We start from the raw sequence: 17,062 nt of genomic DNA, 5'->3' as shown, positions 1-17,062 counted from the left end.
CCAGCGCCTCGACCACGCCGCTGTTGTCGAGGGCTTCACGCAGCAGCAAAGCGCCGCTGTCGCTGGTGGTGCGCTGGCCGCTCAGCTCAACACGGACAGAGCCGTTGCACGAGGGCGACCAGGTCGTTAGGGTTTCACCCATGGCGAGTGGTCCTCTTGAATCGTGTTCTGGCAGGAACATCCTGATTCTACAAGAGAAAACCACTTGCCATCTTCGTTTTCAGGTCGGCCTCATGAATAAGCCAGGCTCACGTCTCTGCCTCGACTGCGTCGAAGATATTCTCGACAAATATGCGGTCGAAATCAGTCGTGGTTGGTGGAACCGCTTCAAGGAGGAGCATTATCGATTTGTTGACCAAAACATAAAAGATAATGCAAAGAAGGAGCCTTGGAGCTGCCATTGAATGGTATTCACATCTATACGCAAGGCTAGCCTCAGGGTAAGCGCTGCAGGAAACTACGCGTGGTCCGCTCGGCTAGGGAGCTTCATGTAGCGTTATTTGCCTTTCTGCTGAACCTCCCCTGGGAGTTCCTACAGGTTCCTTTGTATGTGGGCATGCCTGTGATGCCACATTGGGAAGCTGTGCAGGCTTGTATCCAGGCAGCCCTTGGCGATGTATTGATCACGTTGATGGCGTATTGGTCGGTGGCCGTATGGCATCGACGTCATGACTGGCTTCGGGGCTATGGGGCCAAGGAGTGCGTGGGCTTCGTGCTGGTGGCTATCGGTATCACGGTGGCGATGGAGTGGCACGCTACGCTTGTCAGTCAACGCTGGGAGTATGCGCAGCTGATGCCCCGTGTGCCGTGGTTGGGCACGGGCCTCTCGCCGTTACTACAGGGGTTGATCTTGCCGCCGTTGATGCTGTGGATGGCGCGTCGTCATCGGCTAGGTTCGGAGGTTGTATCCAAAGAAAATAATTGACTATTGGGTAGCGCATAGGTTCTACACTTTGATTTCAATGTATCTAACCACACTCTACCATTTGTCATCTGGTGAGTCTCAGAGCGTCAAGAGGGCTTTCGGTAGGGTCTGGTTTCATTCACCCAGGAGAGAGGTGATGGAGTCTATGGATAGAACGCCACAGTACAAGCAGAATAGCCTCTCACTGGTCGGTGCGATTGCCTTAGGGACCGGGGTCATGATTGGCGCTGGTATTTTTGCTTTGACGGGACAGATGGCCGAGATGACGGGAGTGCTTTTCCCGTTAGCCTTCTTGTCAGCGGCACTAATCGTCTCTTTCAGTGCTTATTCCTACGTGAAAATGTCCAATGCCTATCCGTCAGCTGGTGGTATTGGCATGTACCTCAGCAAGGCTTATGGACCAACTCTGACCACCGCTTTCCATGCGCTTTTAATGTATTTCTCCATGGTGATAGCACAAAGCTTTTTGGCGAGAACCTTTGGGTCCTACACGCTAGAGCTTTTCGATTTTGGGGATAGGTCACTGCTTGTCCCCTTATTGGGTGTTGCGCTGCTGATATCTGCATTTTTACTAAACCTCTCCGCCAACAAGCTGATTCAGGGTGTTGCGTCAGTACTCGGGTTCATAAAAATTGGTGGGATCATCTTGTTCGGGGTCGTCGGTGTCATCATCGCCGACTCGGTCGGCATGGAAACCTCGGCGTCGACGCCCGAGGGATCTCTGTCAGGCTTTCTAGGAGCAACCGCGTTGGGGATCCTGGCCTTCAAGGGGTTCACGACGATCACCAATAGTGGTTCAGAGATAAAAGATCCCCATCGCAACGTCGGCAGGGCGATCATGATCTCGATCGCCCTGTGTGTGGTGATCTATGCGCTGGTGGGCTTCGCTGTCGCCAGTAATCTGTCGCTGAGCGAGATAATCGAAACGAAAGATTATTCGTTGGCGGCTGCTGCCCGTCCTGCGCTGGGGGAGGCCGCCGTCTGGTTCACCGTCATTCTCGCCATGCTGGCCACCGCGGGTGGTATCATTGCCAGTATATTTGCGGTCTCACGCATGTTGGCAATGCTGACGGAAATGGAACTGGTGCCGCATCGTCACTTTCATATGCCAGGCAGTATCCAGAAGCATACCCTGGTTTATACGGTCGTGCTTGGTTTGGTTCTGACGGCTTTCTTTGACCTTAGCCGTATCGCAGCACTTGGTATCATTTTTTACTTGATCATGGATATTGCTGTTCATTGGGGGGTGTTGCGTCATCTGCGTAAGGAAGTTGGTGCAAGCGCAGCGGTGCTAGTGATTGCTATACTCTTGGATGTAGCCGTGTTGGTAGGCTTCCTTTGGGTCAAGGCTACGACAGATTATTTAGTGTTAATTGTTGCTCTCGTTGTGATGGTGGCAATCTTGATTGTCGAGCGACTCTTTATCTCTCGCAAAGGAGTCTCAAGTTTAGACGACAGAACTCATTCACATTGATGTTGAAGGGTAGGGATCATGGAGATACGGACCTTTGGTGACCTGATTGACTGGACGCGGCAGCTTCATGAGCATTTGGCATGTTGTCTCTCTCACTGTGCCGATCATAATGAAGAAGAGCGTGCCAAGATGCTCCTTAATTATCTGGCAGCTCATGAGCATGAGATGGAGTATGTTGTTGGTGAGTTAAAGAGTAGAGCGGACCCCAAAGCATTGAATACCTATGTATATGATTATCTGGAACACAGGCCGATCCGGACGCATCGGACCTGTGATGCACCCTATGCTGCGCTGGGTTTCAATGAAATCTGTCGGGAGATTTTCGACTTCCATGATCAAGTGACAGATCTCTATCGTAACTTGGTTGGCAAGGCGGAGATTCCTGAAGCAAGGGAGTTGCTTGAATCCCTTCTTGAGCTGGAACAGCATGAAGCGATGCGCCTTGTTCGGCAGACTGGGAGGATGGACGATCTGTAAGAAAATGATGTCTGGATCTGTTATAACTGCCTGATCGCCACCCTCGGCATAACATCTGTCCTGACTGTTCCTAATGTAACGTACCAGAACGGCATCGGCATTGCGTGTCTGGCATCGATGCCGATTTATATCTGCTATTCATCTCGGTCGCGCTGATCATGCCCGACATGACGGTGCATCAGGAAGTGCATGCCGAGACAGAGGGCCAGGGGCAGCAGCAGCCAGGCGCCGCTGCTCAGTGATTGCCCGCCCCACATGAACAGCAGCACGGCGCCTCCCATCAGCACCACGCAGGCGGTCATCATCCATTTATGGAGTGCCGCGGTAGGGGAAGACGGCTCTTTCTGTGATTCGGCCTCTCCCGAGGGGGGCTTGGTGGATTCTGGTCGTTTCATGAGCGGTCGCCTTTGGCTTGGACCGATGGGGTGGCAGTGGAAGGCTCTCCGCGGGGCTGCTCACGGGCGTAACGCCGCTTGAGCAGCAGCGAGTTGCCGATCACCGAGAGGGAGCTGGTGGTCATGGCGATGACGCCGATCATCGGGTGCAACAGGCCGATGGCGGCGATGGGGATGGCGGCCACGTTATAGGCGCTGGCCCAGATCAGGTTCTGGACGATCTTGGCGAAGGTGGCTCGCGAGAGGTGCATGGCGTCCACCACGGCGGTGAGCTCGCCGCGTACCAGGGTCACGTCCGCCGCCTCGATGGCCACGTCGGCCCCGGCACCGATGGCGATGCCCACGTTGGCCTGCTTCAGTGCCGCGGCGTCGTTGATGCCGTCGCCGACCATGGCCACGTGGTTGCCGTGTTGTTCCTGCAGCGCGCGGATGGCATCAACCTTGCCTTCCGGCAGCACACCGGCCTGGACCTCGTCGATGCCCACCTCGTCGGCCACGGCGCGGGCGGCGCGTTCGTTGTCGCCGGTGATCATCACCACGTGCAGACCGAGATCATGCATGCCGCGGATGGCCTCCACCGACTCCTGCTTGAGGGTGTCGGCCACGGCCACTAGGCCGAGTGCCTGGCCGTCGGCGGCGACGATTACCACGGTGCGGCCCTTGCCCTCGAGCTCGCCCATGGCGTCATCCAGGGCCTCGAGGCCGGTCACGCCTTCCTCTTCCAGCAACCGGCGATTGCCGATCAGCACCACTTCGTCGCCCACCTTGCCCGAGACACCGCGCGCACCGGTGGAACGGAACTCGCTGACCTCGCCGGGTTTCACATCGCGCTCCCGGGCACCATCGACGATAGCCCGGGCGATGGGGTGCTCCGAGGCGTTCTCCACGCTCGCCGCCAGGGTGAGCAGGCGGTTTTCGTCGGCGCCTTCGGCGACGACGGCCTCGGTGAGTTTTGGTTCGCCGCGGGTGATGGTGCCGGTCTTGTCGAGCACCATCACTTTGACGTCCTTGAAGGTCTGGATCGCTTCGCCGGAGCGGATCAGGATGCCACGCTCGGCACCGATGCCGGAGCCGACCATCAGCGCCGTGGGGGTGGCCAGGCCCAGCGCGCATGGACAGGCGATGACTAGCACTGCGATGGCGGCGAGAATCGCCAGCACCGGCGTGGCGGCCTCGGGGTTCACCCAGGGCAGGAAGGTCGCACCCCAGTCGAGTATCGGTCGCAGGGCATCCGGGAATAGCGCCCAGGCCACCAGGCTGGCCAGAGCGATGGCCAGCACCGCCGGTACGAAGCGGCCGGTCATGCGATCGGCGAATTCCTGGATCGGTACCCGCGAGCCCTGAGCCTGGTCGATCAGCCGCACCACTTGGGAGAGGAAGGTATCGCCGCCGACGCGGGTCGCCTTGACCCGCAAGCGTCCCTCCTTGTTGATGGTGGCACCGATCACGCTGTCCCCGGTGCTCTTGTAGACCGGTATCGACTCGCCGGTGGCGATGGACTCGTCGAGATGGCTCTCGCCCTCGACCACCTCGCCGTCGGTGGGGATCTTGTCGCCGGGGCGCACGACCATGATGTCGCCCGGGGCCAGCTCCTTCACCGCCACCTCGACTTCCTCGCCATCGCGCTCGACGCGTGCTGTCTTGGCACCCAGGGTCATTAGGCGGCGGATGGCCTGGGAGGCGCGTCCCTTGGCGAGTGCCTCCAGGTAACGGCCCAGCAGGTGGAAGGTCATGATGGTGGCGGCCATCTCGATGAATGAGGTCATGGGGTAGACGAAGCCGACTAGGCCGATCAAGTAGGGCGGCAGGCTGCCCATGGAGATCAGCACGTCCATGTTGAAGGTGCCGTTCTTCAGCGAGCGCCAGGTCGACTTGTGGGTGGCGATACCGCCATAGAGAAACACCACCGGGAAGGCCAGCACGGCGATGATGGCCAGGTAGCCGGGAATCGGCTGCCAGAACATGTGCGGCATCATCAGCAGCATGATCAGGGTGGTGGGTACCGCAGCGATGATCAGCCGCTTGCGGGCCTGGGAAAGATAGGCCTCCTCGATCTCGGCGTCGCTGTCGGCATCCTCCGCCTCGTCGGCCTGCACGGCGGCCACCTCATAGCCGGCCCCTTCCACGGCGCGCTTGAGCGCATCGCCATCGGGGCCATCGGCGGCAATACTCACAGAGACGCGATGGCTGGCGATATTGGTGTCGATTGATTCGATACCCTCGAGCCGCTCCAGGGTACTGCGGATGATGCCGGCGCAGTGGTCCGAGCCCATGCCGGGAACGGTCAGGCGGACCTGTTGCATGCCGGTACCACCACTGACGGCGGCCACGTCATAGCCGGCGCCTTCGACGGCTTCCTTCAAGGTGTCGCCGTCGGGCCCGCCTGCTTCGATGGTCACGCTGACATGGTGGTTGGCGATATTGGTCTGGATCTCGCCCACGCCATCGAGGCGTTCCAGCGTCTTGCGCACGATGCCGGCACAGTGGTCACTGCCCATGCCGGGGACCGTCAGGGTGATCGTGTTGGGGGGTGAATCGCTCATCGCTTGTCTCCTGCGGGCGTTGCCGAGTGGACGGCCAACAATGGCCGTCCTGTTGCCTGAGTCTGTGACACTCCCGGTCAGTGATGGGCCTCGTGGTCCTCGGGGTCGACGTCACTCTCAGGGGTGGCCTGCTGAAGCTGCTGGCGTTGCTCGTCGGTGAGCAGGTCGTTCATGGTATTTTCCAGACGCACCCTCTCGGCCATCATCTCGCCGTGAAGCTCGGCCATCCGACCGTGCAGGGCCTGGACCTCCTCGGGGTCGGGGCGCTCGCCGCGCATCTCTGCCATCAGGTCATCGCGCAGGTTCATCAGGCGGCCCATGCGTTCGAACTGGGCGGGGCGGTGCTCCTGCATCAGTGCGCGCATCTCGTCGCGCTGCTCCGGCTCGAGCATTTCCTGCATCATGCCGATGCCAGCACCGTCCGTCATCGGGCAGGGCATCATCCCGCCGCCCATCATGCCTTTCATCATGCCGCCCTGGCCGCCACCCATCATTCCACTCATCATGCCGGGCCCCATGCCGCCCTGGCCGCCGCCCATCATTCCACTCATCATGCCGGGCCCCATGCCGCCTTGGCCGCCGCTGCCGCCCGTCATGCCGCTACCCTGATTGGGCTGATTGGTCGGCATGCTCTGGGCGAGGGCGATGCCGCTACCACTGGCACCGAGTGCCAGGGCGAGTCCGAGAGCGAGAGTGTGCTTGCGAATTTCCATGATCCTTCTCCTAGCGAGCTGTTGGGCCCATTCAGGCCCTTTGCTGACATTATTTCGGCTACGTGCTGCACAGAGGTCAATCACACGGGACCCGACATGTAACAGCGACTGGGTGTGAGGAGAATTACCCAGGGCTCAGGATCTGAACCGTTGTGTCAGCAGATAGACGGGAACCGGAGAAGGGTCGGGCAGAGCTTGCGGGACACCGCTGCTGGCGAGTATCCGAGGCGCCGGGTCCATACCGCCCAAGGAGGGAGGAACGGTAGCGAATTTGATGTCCTGCTGCGTCACGTGCGGCAGGGCACCGACGAGAGAACCCGTACCATGGCCATGGTGGCAGCTGGGGGCCTCCTGGGGGGCCTCGAGGTGTTGCCCGGCCAGGGGGCTGCCCTGGAGGAAGGCAGTCTCGTGGTGGGCGTGGGACTGAATCGCAACCAGGAATAGACCCAGCAGCATCAGTGCGACTATACCGATACGCAGCCACGACAAGGCGTGGGCAAGACTGAGGCGGCGTGTCGGTGGGCTCTTGGCCATGGTGGCAGACAACTTGTCGAGAAACGGCTCCCTCACCTTAGACCAGTGATACTACCTGTCCATTGATATGCATCAAGATCGAAGAAAGCAGGAGGCGTGTGTGCAGACTCAGGTTGCCAAATCCTGTTTCCGCCATGAAATACTGTCATTAATTCTGACGCGGTGCGTGTTTAACCAGTGCTATCACTCGAGGATGATAGTGAACAAAGAATGTGAGGATGGCGGTAACGAAAAGCACGATCGCAAGCCCCCAGTAGGTGCCGAGCGCGCTGCCAGCGAACAGCAATCCGGCGCCCGCAGACCCCACGGCTTGCCCAAGGCTGGCCAAGGCGGTCTGCTTGCCCAGCGCCGCACCCTGTGCCGGCCCGCTGGCCAGGGAGACCTGATAGGCCAGTAGCGGAACCAGCAGCCCTGATCCCGCGCCAAGTAGCCCGACCACGACGAATGCCCCCCAGAAGTTCGAAGCATACGGGAGGCCAAGAATGCCTACGGCCATCAACAGGAAGGACCCGCCGATCAGATGGCTGGGAGAGAGGCGTTTCGGTGGGTATGCCGACCACAGAAGTTGCGCCGCCAGCATCACCAGGCTGCACTCCGTGAACAGCAACCCGACCCTGAAGGGGTCGAGACCAATAGACTGCCTCGCCTGCAGGCTGAGCCCCACCTCAAAGGCCCCCAGGCCGAGCATCGCCAGCAGCGTCAGCGTCAGGAAGCCACCGATTGCTCGAGTCGAGTCCGGCTCGGAGGCATGCGTGTCGGAAGGCGGGCGGTGAGCCGGCTGTTCGCGGACGTGATGGTAGATCAACAGCCACACTGCACCAGCAAATCCCGCCGTGACCACGAAGGGCCATGCCACTGGCCCGCCGAGGACCATGTCGGATTGAGGCATCACCATGGGAATGCTGGCGAGCCAGCCGCTAAGCATGGGGCCGGACAAGAAGCCCAAGGTGGCGGCGGCACTGAGCCAGGCAAAACGCCGTGCACGGCGCGTTGGGTCGTCACACTCGGCCGCCTGCGCCAACGCCACCGGGATCACCGCCGCCGCAAAGGCGCCGGCAAGGGCCCGTACCCCATAGGCGAGTGGCAGGTTTCGAGTCAGGCTGAAGCCCAGCATGGCCAGTGCAAACCCTGCCAGCCCCCATAGCAGGACGGGCCGACGGCCCAGGCGGTCGGAGAGACTTCCCCATAGTGGGGCAAAGCCGAACAAGGCCAGCGTATACACCCCCGTCAGCAGCCCGGTGTGCAGCGATACGTCCCCGGGGGTAGTCACTGCCAGCACCCGGTCGAGGAACAGCGGCAGAATCGGCAGCACCGTACCGTAGCCGAGGAAGACGACTAAGGTGGCGGCGAGCAGAGCCGTGAAGCCGGCTCCTGATTTGCTGAGGACCCCCGCCATCAGTGAAAGACCATGCCGGCGATATGAAAGCCGGCATCGACGTGGAGCACCTCGCCGGTAATGCCGGTGGCATAGTCGCTGGCCAGCACCAGCGCGGTGCGACCCACCTCATCGGCGTCCACGGTGCGGCGCAGCGGTGCCCGCTTGACGGTCTCGTTGAGTAGCTCGTCGAAATGCTCGATGCCGGAGGCAGCCCGGGTTGCCACCGCTCCTGCAGAGATGGCGTTGACGCGGATGTTGCGAGGGCCAAGCTCATGGGCCAGGTAGCGTACCGAGGCCTCCAGTGCGGCCTTGACGGGGCCCATGACGTTGTAGTGGTCGACGACCTTCTCGGCGCCGAAGTAGCTCAGCGTCATGAGACTGCCGCCCCGGTCCATCAACGGCTCGGCCAATTGGGCCATGCGAATCAGCGAGTGGCAGGAAATGGCCATCGATTCGGAGAAGCCCTCGGCCGAGCAGTCCGTGAGTCGCCCGTGCAGATCCTCCTTGCGGGCCCAGGCGATGGCATGCAGGAAGAAATCCAGTCGCCCCCAGCGCTGACGGATCTCCTCGAACACTGCCTCCAGCTGCCCCGGCACCGTCACGTCACAGGGGAGAAACAGTCCGGCGTCCACTTTCCGGGCCAGCGGCTCGACATGGGGACGTGCCTTGTCGTTGAGATAGGTGATCGCCAGTTCCGCACCGGCATTACGGAAGTGCCGGGCAGCTGACCAGGCTAGACTGTCTTCGTTGGCGATGCCCACCACCAGGCCCTTGCGGTCTTTCAAGTCGAGGTGTTCCATGCTCGTCCTCCATTACGTTAGGTTTCCCATGCCCAAGGTCTTCTAGCGCGCTGCGAGTGTCCCCGAGCTGACGTGGCGCTGGCACAGGCAGCGCAGGCAGGTACAGGTGGTGTCGCAGCAGTCGGGATCGTGCTGAGGGATGCGCGCCTGACGCCTCGCGAACGGGTACAGGATCCGACCCAGCAGGCTTGGGTGGTAAAGCTTGGCGAGCATTGGGCGCGCATCGCGCCTGGCCATTCGGCGAAACATGGCCCGCCGCCCGCGGTCTCCGGCCTTGGTGTACAGCAGCCGGTTGCTGATGCCCTGGCGGATCGCCGGCAGCAGCGAGCGCTGCCATAGCGATTCGTAATCGCGACCCTCCAGCAGGCTGTGCGCGGCCAAAACGCCCGAGCGCAGGGCGTAACGCATGCCAAAGCCCGCCAGCGCATCCTGAAAGCCCGCCTGCTCGCCCACCAGCAGACGCCCCTCGTGCTCGCCCCGGCAGGGCGGTCCATAGTTACCGACGCCACCGAAGGGACGCGCCTTGCGCATGTCCAGCCCGGCCTGCTCGGTAAAGAATGCGATCGTGCGTGTCAGGCACTTGTTATTGCGCGTGAACTCCCTGAACAGACAGGTGGCGACGGTACCCTGTCCGCCCTGCACCAGCAGGTAGGCATAGCCGCCTGGCGCCAGGTGGTCGCTGAAGCAGGCCCACTGGCCGTCCGGCATGGCGGTCTCGAACAGGTAGCCCACCGCCATGACGTTGGCGAACATTGGTCCCTTGGCCTCTACGGTGGAGCCGTGTGTGTTCTTGACGGGGGACGACAGCCTCACCTCCACACCACAGGCCTTGGCCTGCTCAAGCAGGGCGTGATCCAGGGTGCCCGTTTCCGATCCCCGGCGGACCAGGTAGTACAGGGGCTGGTTAGAGCGAATTTCGTGGCGGCCGCCCCAGCCGTCGAAGGCCGTCACTTGCGAGATGGCGTGATGCTCGAAGCTGGACCGGATCCCTGTGCTTGCGAGCTCATCGAGCACATCGATGTCGTCACTCCAGTTCTCCAGCCCTTGGAAATCGCCATGGAAGCGGGCACCAACACGACGGCGACGCTCGTGCACGATCACGTGCTTTCCCGCGCGCGCCAGGACGATGGCGCAGGCCAACCCGGCGGGGCCGGCGCCGATTACGGTCACGGTATCGCCCCGCGCGGGGCCAGCGCAGACGGCCGAGTTCTGGGTCATGGATGAAGGGCCTCTACGTTCACCCACGGCTCAGTCATTCAGCTGGTGGTGCGCACCAACGTACCGTTCGGGATCCGTCTCGAACTGTTCGCGGCACGTCTCTGAGCAGAAGTAATAGCGCTGCCCCCGGTATTCACTCCCCGTGGCGGCGGTCTTGAAGCTGATCGTCATGCCACATACCGGATCCAGGAAAGACTTCCGTTCCACTCGTTCGCGTTTCATCGCTGTTTCCCCTTTTCATTATTCAGGACGGCGCATGCGGGTTGCGCCCCCAGCTGAATACGCAGCCGCCCATCCAGCTCCAGGATGTGGCCATTGAAAAGTCGTCCCCGCTTGGTCACTCGGCGGTCAATAGCATCTTGATGGCCTGCTCCTTCGCCGCCTGGGAAAACACGTCGTAGGCCTTCTCGATGTCGTAGAGCTTGAAGCGGTGGGTCACCAAGCCCGCGGGCTCGACGCCACCGGCCTCGACGATGCGCATTAGCACCGGGGTCGTGTCGGTGTTCACCAAGCCGGTACGCACCGTGACATTCTTGATCCAGAGGTCCTGCAGGCGGAACTCGACGCTCTTGCCGTGCACGCCGATGTTGGCGATATGCCCCCCCGGGCGCACGATGCGCTGGCAGATATCGAAGGTCTCGGGGATCCCCACTGCTTCCATGGCGACGTCTACGCCTTCGCCACCGGTTAGCTCGTCGATAGCGTCGAGCGGATCTCGTGCGATGGTGTCGGAGGCGCCGAGCTGCTTGGCCATGGCCAGGCGGTTCTCGTCGGGGTCGATCATGATAATCCGGGCGGGAGAATAGAAGCGCGAGGTCATCAGGGCCGCCAGGCCGATGGGCCCCGCGCCGACAATGGCCACCGTGTCGCCGAGCCCTACCTCGCCGTTCAAGGCGCCGATCTCATGGCCGGTAGGCAGAATGTCGCTAAGCATCACCGCCGCGGCGCGGTCCATGTCCTTCGGCAATCGGTGCAGGCTGTTGTCCGCGTGCGGTATACGCACGTACTCGGCCTGGGTGCCGTCGATCAGGTGACCGAGAATCCAGCCGCCGTCGCGGCAGTGGGCATAGAGACCGCGCTTGCAATAGTCGCAGCGGCCGCAGGAGGTGATGCAGGAAATCAGCACCTCGTCGCCGATCTGGATGTTGCTCACGCCGTCGCCGATTTCCTCGACGACGCCGACACCCTCGTGGCCGAGGATACGACCATCCTCCACGGCGGGTACGTCGCCCTTGAGGATGTGCAAGTCGGTGCCGCAGATGGTGGTATGAGTAATGCGTACCACCGCGTCCGTCGGCTTGGTGATGCTCGGGCGCGGCTTTTCCTCCCAGCGACGCTGGCCAGGACCATGATAGACGAGTGCTTTCATGATGTTACCTCCTTAAGTGTCACAGATCGGCAGCTCATGGCGAGCTACGTATATGGCTCAATTTGCGGTTACAGTTGCACCGCTTCATCTACCAGGCCCGCAGGACGGGCTCATTTCTCCAGTACATAACGTCCTGGCGCTTCGTCCAGCGCCGGATAGCCTCTGGTCACCCCCGGCTCCCGGGCGTGCACGCGCTGGGTGCTGTGATCGGCCAGCCAGCCCTGCCAGCAGGGCCACCAGGAGCCGTCATGATGCGCGGCAGTGACCTGCCAGCCGTCCGGATCCATGAAGGGGTCCTCAGCCTGGATGGTCGAGATCTGGTGATAGCGGCGGGAATCGCCGGGCGGGTTGACGATGCCCGCATTGTGCCCGCCGCTGGAGAGCACGAAGGTGACGTCCGCCGGCGTCAGCCACTGGACCTTGTAGACGGAGCGCCAGGGGGCGACATGATCCTTGAGCGTGCTGACGGCAAACACGGGGATCTCGATGTCGGTCAGCGATACGGGCCGTTCGTCCACCCGGTAGCGCCCACCGGCGAGGTCGTTGTCGAGGAACAGCCACCGGAGGTACTCGCTGTGCATGCGTGCCGGCATGCGGGTGCCGTCGGCGTTCCAGGCCATCAGGTCGAACATGGGCGGACGCTCGCCAGCCAGATAACTGCGCACCATCCTCGACCAGATCAGGTCCTGGGAACGCAGCAACTGGAAGGCGCCCGCCATCTGGCGCGTATCCAGATAGCCCCTGACCGCCATGAGGTCCTCGATGAAGCGTACCTGGTCCTCGTCGATGAACAGCATCAGCTCGCCGGCCTCGCTGAAGTCGGTCTGCGCGGCGAGCAGCGTCAGGCTGGCCAGGCGAGTGTCACCGTCCCGGCCCATGGCGGCCGCGGCAATCGACAGCAGCGTCCCGCCCAGGCAATAGCCCACGCCGTGGACACGCTGCTGCGGGCAGATGGCCGTGACCGCGTCGAGGGCCGCCATGACCCCCAGCCGCCGGTAGTCGGCCATGCCCAGGTCCCGCTCCTCGCTGCCCGGGTTCTTCCAGGACACGACGAACACCGTATGGCCCTGCGCCACCAGGTAGCGAACCAGGGAGTTTTCCGGGGAGAGGTCCAGGATGTAGTACTTCATGATCCAGGCCGGCACGATCAGCACCGGCTCGACATGGACCTCCTGGGTGGCGGGCGCGTACTGGATCAGCTCGATGAGCCGGTTGCGGTAGACCACCTTGCCCGGCGTCACCGCCACGTCTCGGCCGACCCGGTATGCTTCGACGCCCGCAGGCCCCTCGCCGGCCTGCCGGCGGCGCCAGTCCTCCAGCAGATTACTGGCGCCGCGGGCCAGGTTGGCGCCACCCTCGCGCCGAGTCTGCTCCAGCAATTCGGGGTTGGTGGCGAGGAAGTTCGACGGCGAGAAGACGTCGAGTATCTGTCGTGCACCGAAGTTCACCATCGCCTCATGGTGGCGCGAGACACCCGGTACACCGGTGGTGGCTGCATGCCACCATTGCTGCTGCAGCAGGAAACCCTGATAGAGCACGTTGAAAGGCCAGCGCTGCCAGGCCTCGCCGCGAAAGCGCTTGTCCTGGGGTAACGGCTCGATGCAGGGCTCGCACGGTGCCCGGCAAGCCTGCTCCCAGTAACCGCCGAAGCGTTGCCACTTACGCAGGGCCTTGCCGGCGAGTTCGGCCTGCTTGTCGGGCGACAGGAGCAGATGTTGCGCCCAGTCCCACCAGGCCTGCTGGACGGCGGTCGGCGACAGCCCACCCGTGAAGAGGCTCGCCATGGCGTGCAGGCGCTGATCGGTCGACGTCGCCGGTGGGCTCGCTGCCGGCCCGTCGATGTTGGTTCGGGTCGTGGTGTCCATCAGCGCACCTCCATGGGGCGGCAGGCCGACTCGGGTTGCGGGGAACAGCAGAAGGTGGGTTCCGCTTCGGTAGGAGAGGGCACGGGCAGGCGGATCCCCGCACGGTACATCAGCGCCGCCACGGCCAGTCCGGCCAGGCGTGCCTCGGGAGGGTCGGCCCGGGAACTCAGTACCACCGGTACCGTCAGCCCCATGACCACCCCGGCCGCCGTGGCGCCGGCATGGTACTCGAGGTTCTTGGCCAACACGTTGCCGGACACCAGATCCGGCATGAGCAGGATGTCGGCTTTCCCCGCCACCGGGGAGTCTATGCCCTTTTCGTGGGCCGCGCGTTCCGAGATGGCGTTGTCGAAGGCCAGCGGCCCGTCGACCTCGGCGCCGGCGATCTGGCCGCGGCGGGCCATCAACGTCAGGCAGGCCGCATCCAGGGTGGAGACGATGGCCGGTTTGACCGTTTCCACGGCGGAAATGACCGCGGCGCGTGGCCGCTCGAGCCCGATCATGTGCATCAGCTCGATGGCGTTGTGCAGGATCTGCGCCTTGGCGTCGAGATCCGGCACGATGTTCACGGCCGCATCGGTCACGGCCAGCAGGCGTGGGTAGTCGGGCACGTCCACCAGAAAGACGTGGCTCACGCGCCGGCCGGGCTGTCGCAGGCCATTGCCCAGCAGGGCATGCATGAAGGTATCGGTGTGGAGGTGCCCTTTCATCAGCGCCTCCGCGCGTCCGGCCTGCACGAGCTCCACCCCGATGCGGGCGGCCTCCACATCCGAATCGGCCTCGATCATCGCTTGCGGATCGAGGTCCCACCCGATCGCCGCGGCGGCCTCGACGATCTCGGTGGGACGGCCGATGAGCACCGGCTCGGCGATGCCCAGCCTCGCCGCCTCGCGAAGCGTCTCCAGCACCGCAGCCTGGGCCGCGTTGACCACGGCGACGCGGATCGGGTTACCGCCACCGGCTCGCTGAATCAGATCATCGAGCGTCGCAAGGGCCACTGGCGTTGCCGTCTGGGTCATGTCACCTCCTGGGTGTTGGTTAATGTGCGCTGCACGTGCCGGGCGATCATCCGTTCTTCATTAGTGGCTACGACCTCTGCTTAGACGGCCCTGTAGCGTCGACATCTATAGATCCCGAGCCCGGTTGATCTGCTGGGACAGACGCATCGCCTCGTGTTCCTCCAGCTTCAAGAGCTCGCGAACGAGATCCCGAGCCTCGGGGATGTCGGCGCGTCCTTCCAGGTAGCGGTATAGCGCGATGACCTGATCGTGCAGCGAGAAGACTTCCCGGCTGATGTCTTCGAAGCCCATCTCGGCATAGGGCAAATTGCACGCCTGATGGGGTTTGATGGGCGCATGCGATAGATAGTCGTAAACCCACGTGTGCAGGGCCTTGGGGTCGGCCTGCTTCTCGAAGCTGGCCACGGTGTGCTCCAGGACCGCCTCGTGATCGGCGAGGTACTCCAGCAGCGATTTGGCCCGTGCCTCCTCCTGCTGGGTGGCACAGTGCCTGAAGCATTCGGCCAACTGGGCATGCAGCTGGCGAGTCCAGTCGATCAGGTCATGAAAGGTCTCGATCTTCATTTATTGCTCTCCATTAGTGGGTTGCTCTATAGGTATTGGCTGTAAACCGGGTTGGCTTCGACTGGGTCACTCGTTCTCGCTCCACCATCCCCCGCCGTAGAGGCTGTGAAACCCCATCTCGTACACGCTGTCGCGGGTCGTGCCGGCCAGCTCCAGCGTCGAGGCGATAGAGTCGCTCACCAGCGTCTCCCATTGCCGATAGGGGGTGTCACTATCGACCGGCGCCGGCGCGGTCTCCACCATCTCGGCCAGCCACTTCACTCCGGTCATCCAGGGGGAGAAGCGTTCCGAGAACATCAGCCGGCTGGTCCGCGCCGGATGTAGTTGTCGCAGCGCTTCGGCGGACCAGGGGGTGGTGTAAAACCGCACCCAGGGCCCGACGAAGGTCTCGTAGAGGGCCACATTGTGCTCGGAGAGCGCTCGCACCCCTTCGAACGCCGGGGCCTGGTCGGGAAAGTCCAGGTCTTCCACGCGGCGCTCCTCGAAGCGCACCTGGAACTGGGGCTTGTGACAGTCGGGGTCGCCGGTGGGGTTGTCGATGCGCATCTCGTAGAGGCCAGGGGCCAGGTCATTCAGATTGCCGACGCTCTCGAGGATCGCTCGGTGCTCGAGGCGCGCCACCTTGGAGGAGACGAAGATGCCCAGATGCCCGACGTGGGGATTGAGCAGGTAGACGATACGCTGGTCGGCGGCCTTGAGTGCCGCGGTATCGGGATAGACCGCGGGGATCCAGTTGAGCGCCTGATGGGGCGGGGTGATGTTGTCGCCGCCGGAGGCGAAGATCACCAGGGGGTTGCGGATGCGCTTGAGGTCGACGCTACAGCCGGGGCAGACCTCGAGCTCGCCACGCTCCAGCTTGTTGCCGACGAAAAGGTTCTCGACGATGGCAACGATCTCTTCCTTGCTCAGGCTATAGAACCCCGTCCACCAGCGCTCGAACTCGAGGAAGCGTTCGCGCTGGCCGTCGATGTCGGCGAACAGCTGATAGTCCTTCTGCCACAGGGTATTCGCCGGCTTGAGGGCTTCGAAGTTGGTGGCGAGGTTCGCACCGTCGAAGCGCCCGTCTCCCAGGTCGGCCATCAGGTGCGTCAGCCAGGCACCGCCCAGCAGGCCGCCGGCGAGGCGCATGGGATTGACGCCGGATTCGCCGGACCAGTAGGAGAGCGGCGAGCCGTTCAGCACCGCCGGCCCGACCAGACCCTCGCAGTCGGCGGAGAGCAGCGCGATGGCCCAGCCCGCCTGGCAGTTACCGTAGAGCACCGGCGGCTGGCCGGGGTGGCGCTCGGCCAGCGTCTCGACGAAGCGGCGCAGGACGTGCAGCACGTCCTCCAGTGTCTGGCCGGGGACGGGCTCGGGGAAGAAGATCACGAAGTAGACCGGGTGCCCCTCATGCAGTGCCATGCCGACCTCGGAGTCGCGCTTGAAGCCGCCGATGCCTGGGCCGTGGCCGGCACGCGGGTCGACGATCATCACCGGCGGCCTAGTCTCGTCGAGGCAGTCCTCCAGGCAGTCCTCGCCGACCCGGGTGATGCGCAGCAGGGCATAGTTGGCGGGGCGCGCCAGTCGACGGCCATCCACGAGCATCTCGTAATCGAAGTCGAGCAGTGGCGGCTTGCCCGCCTGCTCATGCTCGAGCATGTTGTCCGCGCGCTCACGCAGCGTGTCCAGGTAGCGTACGCCGCGTCGCCACAGGTCGGTCTGATAGGCGAGTAGCTCCGTGGCCGGGTGGCTCGGGAGGGTGCCTTCTTCGGGCTCGGGTGCGGTCATCGGGGCGTCCATATCTGGTGG

General features: G+C 62.9%; 16 protein-coding genes and 1 pseudogene. 4 read left to right on the top strand and 13 right to left on the bottom strand.

The window, feature by feature from the left end:
- Nucleotides 1-181 (bottom strand): annotated as a pseudogene (locus CK498_RS20980) (hypothetical protein); the annotation flags it as partial.
- 52 nt (nucleotides 182-233) lie between these two features.
- Between CK498_RS20980 and CK498_RS25935 the strand changes: the two are divergent.
- The 4 genes from CK498_RS25935 to CK498_RS20960 all read left to right on the top strand — a co-directional run bounded on the left by CK498_RS25935 (nucleotide 234) and on the right by CK498_RS20960 (nucleotide 2,876).
- Nucleotides 234-404: a hypothetical protein gene (locus CK498_RS25935; RefSeq protein ID WP_176475863.1), complete on the top strand. Its 171-nt coding sequence runs from the start codon at nucleotides 234-236 to the stop codon at nucleotides 402-404.
- Between the two features lie 59 nt (nucleotides 405-463).
- Nucleotides 464-925 carry a hypothetical protein gene (locus tag CK498_RS20970; RefSeq protein WP_095622793.1) on the top strand — a complete coding sequence of 154 codons (462 nt, stop codon included), beginning with the start codon at nucleotides 464-466 and terminating at the stop codon, nucleotides 923-925.
- A gap of 145 nt (nucleotides 926-1,070) precedes the next feature.
- The gene (locus CK498_RS20965) at nucleotides 1,071-2,399 is read left to right on the top strand and encodes an APC family permease (protein WP_229359166.1); all 1,329 of its coding nucleotides are present in this window, start codon (nucleotides 1,071-1,073) and stop codon (nucleotides 2,397-2,399) included.
- Nucleotides 2,400-2,417: 18 nt separating this feature from the next.
- The gene (locus tag CK498_RS20960) at nucleotides 2,418-2,876 is read left to right on the top strand and encodes an ATPase (protein WP_095622791.1); all 459 of its coding nucleotides are present in this window, start codon (nucleotides 2,418-2,420) and stop codon (nucleotides 2,874-2,876) included.
- Nucleotides 2,877-3,010: 134 nt separating this feature from the next.
- On the opposite strand, the gene CK498_RS26415 is transcribed toward CK498_RS20960, so the two are convergent.
- The 12 genes from CK498_RS26415 to CK498_RS20895 all read right to left on the bottom strand — a co-directional run bounded on the left by CK498_RS26415 (nucleotide 3,011) and on the right by CK498_RS20895 (nucleotide 17,041).
- Nucleotides 3,011-3,271, bottom strand: coding sequence for a DUF2933 domain-containing protein (locus tag CK498_RS26415; RefSeq protein WP_058577548.1), 261 nt, complete (start codon nucleotides 3,269-3,271; stop codon nucleotides 3,011-3,013).
- Nucleotides 3,268-5,814 carry a heavy metal translocating P-type ATPase gene (locus tag CK498_RS20950; RefSeq protein ID WP_095622790.1) on the bottom strand — a complete coding sequence of 849 codons (2,547 nt, stop codon included), beginning with the start codon at nucleotides 5,812-5,814 and terminating at the stop codon, nucleotides 3,268-3,270. Before CK498_RS20950 ends, CK498_RS26415 begins: the two co-directional genes overlap by 4 nt.
- Before the next feature lie 77 nt (nucleotides 5,815-5,891).
- Complete coding sequence (locus CK498_RS20945; protein WP_095622789.1) at nucleotides 5,892-6,527, bottom strand: Spy/CpxP family protein refolding chaperone; 636 nt, start codon at nucleotides 6,525-6,527, stop codon at nucleotides 5,892-5,894.
- A 682-nt stretch (nucleotides 6,528-7,209) separates the two neighbouring features.
- Complete coding sequence (locus CK498_RS20935) at nucleotides 7,210-8,457, bottom strand: MFS transporter (RefSeq protein ID WP_095622787.1); 1,248 nt, start codon at nucleotides 8,455-8,457, stop codon at nucleotides 7,210-7,212.
- Nucleotides 8,457-9,239, bottom strand: coding sequence for an enoyl-ACP reductase FabI (fabI, locus tag CK498_RS20930; protein WP_095622786.1), 783 nt, complete (start codon nucleotides 9,237-9,239; stop codon nucleotides 8,457-8,459). Before fabI ends, CK498_RS20935 begins: the two co-directional genes overlap by 1 nt.
- 42 nt (nucleotides 9,240-9,281) lie before the next feature.
- Nucleotides 9,282-10,457, bottom strand: a complete 1,176-nt coding sequence (locus CK498_RS20925) for an NAD(P)/FAD-dependent oxidoreductase (protein ID WP_095622785.1) — start codon at nucleotides 10,455-10,457, stop codon at nucleotides 9,282-9,284.
- A 30-nt stretch (nucleotides 10,458-10,487) separates the two neighbouring features.
- Nucleotides 10,488-10,679, bottom strand: coding sequence for a YHS domain-containing protein (locus tag CK498_RS20920; protein WP_095622784.1), 192 nt, complete (start codon nucleotides 10,677-10,679; stop codon nucleotides 10,488-10,490).
- Nucleotides 10,680-10,794: 115 nt separating this feature from the next.
- The gene (locus CK498_RS20915; RefSeq protein WP_095622783.1) at nucleotides 10,795-11,826 is read right to left on the bottom strand and encodes a zinc-dependent alcohol dehydrogenase family protein; all 1,032 of its coding nucleotides are present in this window, start codon (nucleotides 11,824-11,826) and stop codon (nucleotides 10,795-10,797) included.
- 110 nt (nucleotides 11,827-11,936) lie between these two features.
- Nucleotides 11,937-13,691, bottom strand: coding sequence for a PHA/PHB synthase family protein (locus CK498_RS20910; RefSeq protein WP_095622782.1), 1,755 nt, complete (start codon nucleotides 13,689-13,691; stop codon nucleotides 11,937-11,939).
- Nucleotides 13,691-14,689 carry a bifunctional enoyl-CoA hydratase/phosphate acetyltransferase gene (locus CK498_RS20905; protein ID WP_217987823.1) on the bottom strand — a complete coding sequence of 333 codons (999 nt, stop codon included), beginning with the start codon at nucleotides 14,687-14,689 and terminating at the stop codon, nucleotides 13,691-13,693. The genes CK498_RS20910 and CK498_RS20905 overlap by 1 nt, the downstream gene beginning before the upstream one ends.
- A 126-nt stretch (nucleotides 14,690-14,815) precedes the next feature.
- Entirely contained in the window at nucleotides 14,816-15,274 is a 459-nt protein-coding gene (locus CK498_RS20900; protein ID WP_045995010.1) for a hypothetical protein, read from the bottom strand.
- A 66-nt stretch (nucleotides 15,275-15,340) separates the two neighbouring features.
- Nucleotides 15,341-17,041: a DUF3141 domain-containing protein gene (locus tag CK498_RS20895; protein ID WP_095622780.1), complete on the bottom strand. Its 1,701-nt coding sequence runs from the start codon at nucleotides 17,039-17,041 to the stop codon at nucleotides 15,341-15,343.
- Nucleotides 17,042-17,062: the final 21 nt, after the last annotated feature.

This window comes from Halomonas salipaludis, assembly GCF_002286975.1.
GTDB lineage: Bacteria > Pseudomonadota > Gammaproteobacteria > Pseudomonadales > Halomonadaceae > Franzmannia > Franzmannia salipaludis.
Note: the sequence above shows the minus strand (reverse complement) of the source record. Positions and strands in the feature narration are given on the sequence as shown.